The organism is Nocardia amamiensis NBRC 102102, from assembly GCF_001612745.1.
Lineage (GTDB): Bacteria > Actinomycetota > Actinomycetes > Mycobacteriales > Mycobacteriaceae > Nocardia > Nocardia amamiensis.
This window is the reverse complement of sequence record NZ_BDBA01000356.1, coordinates 1-3,741: the sequence shown is the minus strand read 5'-3', so window position 1 is coordinate 3,741 and position 3,741 is coordinate 1. Positions and strand designations below refer to the sequence as shown.

The window sequence follows — 3,741 nt, the reverse complement described above, 5'->3', positions numbered from 1 at the left end:
GGCACATCGCTATCGACGACCTCGAACGCGCCTACCAAGCAGCAACAGCGGGGCAGGTCGTTGCTGTGCCCCCGGAGGCCACCTCGTTCGCCCGATGGGCCCGCTCGCTGCACGAGAGCGTCGACAGCGCACAACAGCACGCCGAACGGGCACACTGGGACACCGTCACCGAACACGCACCCTTCACCATCAGGCCAGCAGCCCAGCCTCGCGTCGAGGACTCCGCTCAGGTCGTCGTTGCGGTTGAGATCGACCGGATCGCCAACCTCGTTCGGACTCGTTCGATCGAACCCGCTCTTGCCGCCGCACTGGCTTTGGCGCTTCAGCGATGGCGTCCCCAACCCGCCAGCGGTACACCGCATCTCAACTCAGTTCTGGTGGATGTGGAGGGTCATGGGCGTGACGTTTCGGCGGGGATGGATTTGTCCCGGTCGGTGGGGTGGTTCACCGCGATCTATCCCGTTCGGCTGGATCTGACTGCTGATACGACTCCCGTCGAGGCGTTGGCGATCGCGCGCGAGGCGATCGCGTCGACCCCGCGCGGTGGTGTCGGATTCGGTGTCGGCGCCTACCTGGCCGGGTGGCGGCTGCCGACTAAGACCTCCGATGTCTGCCTCAATTACCTCGGGCAATTCAACACCCCCGACCGGGAAGACGCGATGTTCGCGCACGCCACCGAACCCCTTGCCCCGCCGGCGTCGGCGGGTGACCGGCACTATCTGCTGCAAGTCGACGCCGCGATCGAGAACGGTCGACTCACCGTCTGGCTGCGGCATGACACCGGAACCCACACCGAAGCCGAGGTCACCGCCCTGGCCGATAACACACTGGCGATCCTAACCGTCCTGTCCAGCGAACTCGGGAACTCGGAGCGAGAATGAGCAGCAGCACCCACCAGTCGAGCCATATCCTGACCGCGGCACAGCGCGGCATAATCTACGAATCGCTCGGCGCTGGCACAGACGCGGCGACCTACCACTGCCAGCTGGTCGTCACCGTCGCTGCGCCACCGGACTTCATGCGATTCCGCGCAACCTGGACTGCACTGACAGAGGCCCATCCGATGCTGCGCAACGCCTTCGGTTGGGACGGCGGACACCTGCGTCAGCGGCCGGGTGAGGGAGCGCATCCGCAGCTGATCAACGCAGGCTCGGTCACCGACACCCCGGTCGACTGCCTGCTCGCCGACGACCGGGCACGACCATTCTCGATCGACGACGGCGGCGAACTGGCCCGTGTCTACATGCTCGCCGACGCCGACGCGTTCCACTTGATACTGGCCAACCACCACGCAATCCTCGATGGTTGGAGCACAACGCGACTCGTCGAGGAATTCCTGCACCTCTACGCGTCGCCCGACCCCATTGGCCCGGCCCGAGACAGCGACGGCGCCGCACTGGCCTATTACTTCGACTGGCTAGCCGCACTGCCCCGAGACAAGGCCGCCGCGTTCTGGCAGGCGCACCTGCACGGCATCACCGACCTGGCGCCGCTGAGTCGAACACTGGCCTGCGGGACCCTGGCGGCAGGACCGGGGTGGCGACACCATCGCCACATCCTGGACGCCGCGGAATCCGACGGACTTCGCCGCACAGCGCGGCATCTGGGGGCGACGCTCAACAGCGTCATTCAAGCCACCTGGGCTGCGATCCTGGTCAAGAACACCGGCAACACCACCGCTCTGTTTGCCGCGACCTCGTCAGGACGCGCGGCGGCCACCCCCGGCCTGGACACCGCTATCGGAGCATTCATTCAGACCTACCCGATCCGCATCGACCCAGACCCGAATGCCCGCTTCGTCGACCTCGTCAAAGATGTGCACGGTCTGGCCGCCGCACGTATGGATCACGAGTTCGTCGGGGTCGGCGAAGCACTGCGCAGCGCCGGCATCGACAACCCCGACGCGGTATTGGACTGCGCGCTGGTGTTCCAGAACTATCCGAGCACCGACAGCGGCGAACTGCCCGCAGCAGAGGTAACGATCTCCAGGGTACCGACCAACTACGCGCTGACCATGGTCGTCGAGCCCGACGAGCTGATGACCCTGCAATTCGAATACGACCCCTCCCGAGTCGCCGACCCGGCGGTGCAACGTGTGGCAGAGCACTTCGTCACCGCATTACGGCGAATCGTCGCCGACCCCGCGATGGATGTTCGTGCGGTGCAGGCGCTTCCGGACGCGGAGCACGAGTTGGTGACGCGCACATGGAATCGCACCGAAGTCGGGGGCTCCGACCGGACAGTGGTGGACCTGTTCCGGGCACAGGTCGCGGCGACGCCGCAGGCCTGCGCGGTAAGCACCGATGGCGGCGGGTCATGGACCTACGCCGAACTCGATGAGCGCTCGGAGATCCTGGCCCGATATCTGCGCTCTCGGAACGTTGGCACCAGGGCCATCGTGGGCATCTGCCTCGACCGGGGCAGCGACCTGGTGATCGCGCTGGTAGCGGTGTTGAAGGCGGGCGCAGCCTACCTGCCGTTGGACCCGGCCCACCCAGTTGACCGGTTGGCGTTCCTATTGGAGGACTCCGCGGCGGCGCTGGTGGTTACCCGGTCCGGCCTGCGGTCCCGGTTGCCGTCGCCATGGAACACGGACGCGGTCGCCGTCGACACCGACTGGCCCGCCATCATCGAGACCGACGCTCGATCCGAACACGCACGGCCCGGACCCGACCCCGAGGATCCGGTGTACGTCCTCTACACCTCCGGTTCCACCGGTCAACCCAAAGGCGTCGTCAACCAACATCGCCAACTCAGCCACTACCTGCAGTGGAGCGCCGGGCAGTACCTCCCGGACCGAGAGCACGTCGTGTCGAGGGTGACCTCCTCGATTACGTTCGATCTCACGATCACGACATTGTGGACTCCCTTGACCGTCGGCGGTCGGGTACATTTCCCGTCCGAAGACGACGGCCATGCCCTCCCGAACACCCAAGACCTCGACCGTGCACTGGTGAAGACGACACCAGCGCACCTGCGAACTCTGAACATCGACAGCGATGCGGCGAGCACGTCCCCGTTCATCGGAACCATTGTCGTTGGCGGCGAAGCACTCCGCCGCGACGACGTCCGCCGCATCCGCAGCGTCGCCGGATCAGCGCGGCTGATCAACGAGTACGGCCCCACCGAGGCCACCGTCGGCAGCATCGCCCACGTCTGCGGTGACGATGAGAAGGATCCGGTACCGATCGGCCGACCGATCGCGAACACCACGGCCTACGTGCTGGACGCGTCGATGGAGCCGGTCGGAATAGGTGTGGCAGGCGAGCTGTTCCTGGGCGGAGCCGGAGTCGCCCGCGGCTACCTCGGCCGCCCGGAGTTGACTGCGGAGAAATTCGTTCCCGACCCATTCGCCGCAACTCCCGGCGCCCGCCTCTACCGCACAGGAGACCGGGCACGGTTCCTACCCGACGGCACCCTGGAGTTCCTCGGACGGGACGATGAGCAGGTCAAGATCCGTGGCTACCGAGTCGAGTTGGGGGAGGTCGAAGCGCAGCTGGCGACTGTGTACGGTGTCGGTGAGTGCGCGGTCGCCGTACATGATGACGGGCACGGAGCAGGACGTCTGGTCGGCTATTACGTGGTCGACGATCGAGCCGACACGACCGTGGACGCGGGCGACATCCGCGCCCAACTCGCGGCACGGCTCCCCGATTACATGGTGCCGTCGGTGTCCATCGAGCTCGCTGCTATGCCTCTGACTGCGAACGGCAAGCTCGACCGTGCGGCCCTGCCTGCACC

At 66.3% G+C, this 3,741-nt stretch carries 2 protein-coding genes; both read left to right on the top strand.

What is annotated here, in order from left to right:
* On the top strand, window positions 1–881 hold an 881-nt coding region (locus tag NA4_RS37540), incomplete at its 5' end, for a condensation domain-containing protein (protein ID WP_218022524.1).
* The coding region (locus NA4_RS37535; RefSeq protein WP_157129555.1) for a non-ribosomal peptide synthetase at window positions 878–3,741 on the top strand (2,864 nt) is incomplete at its 3' end. The genes NA4_RS37540 and NA4_RS37535, both read left to right, overlap by 4 nt.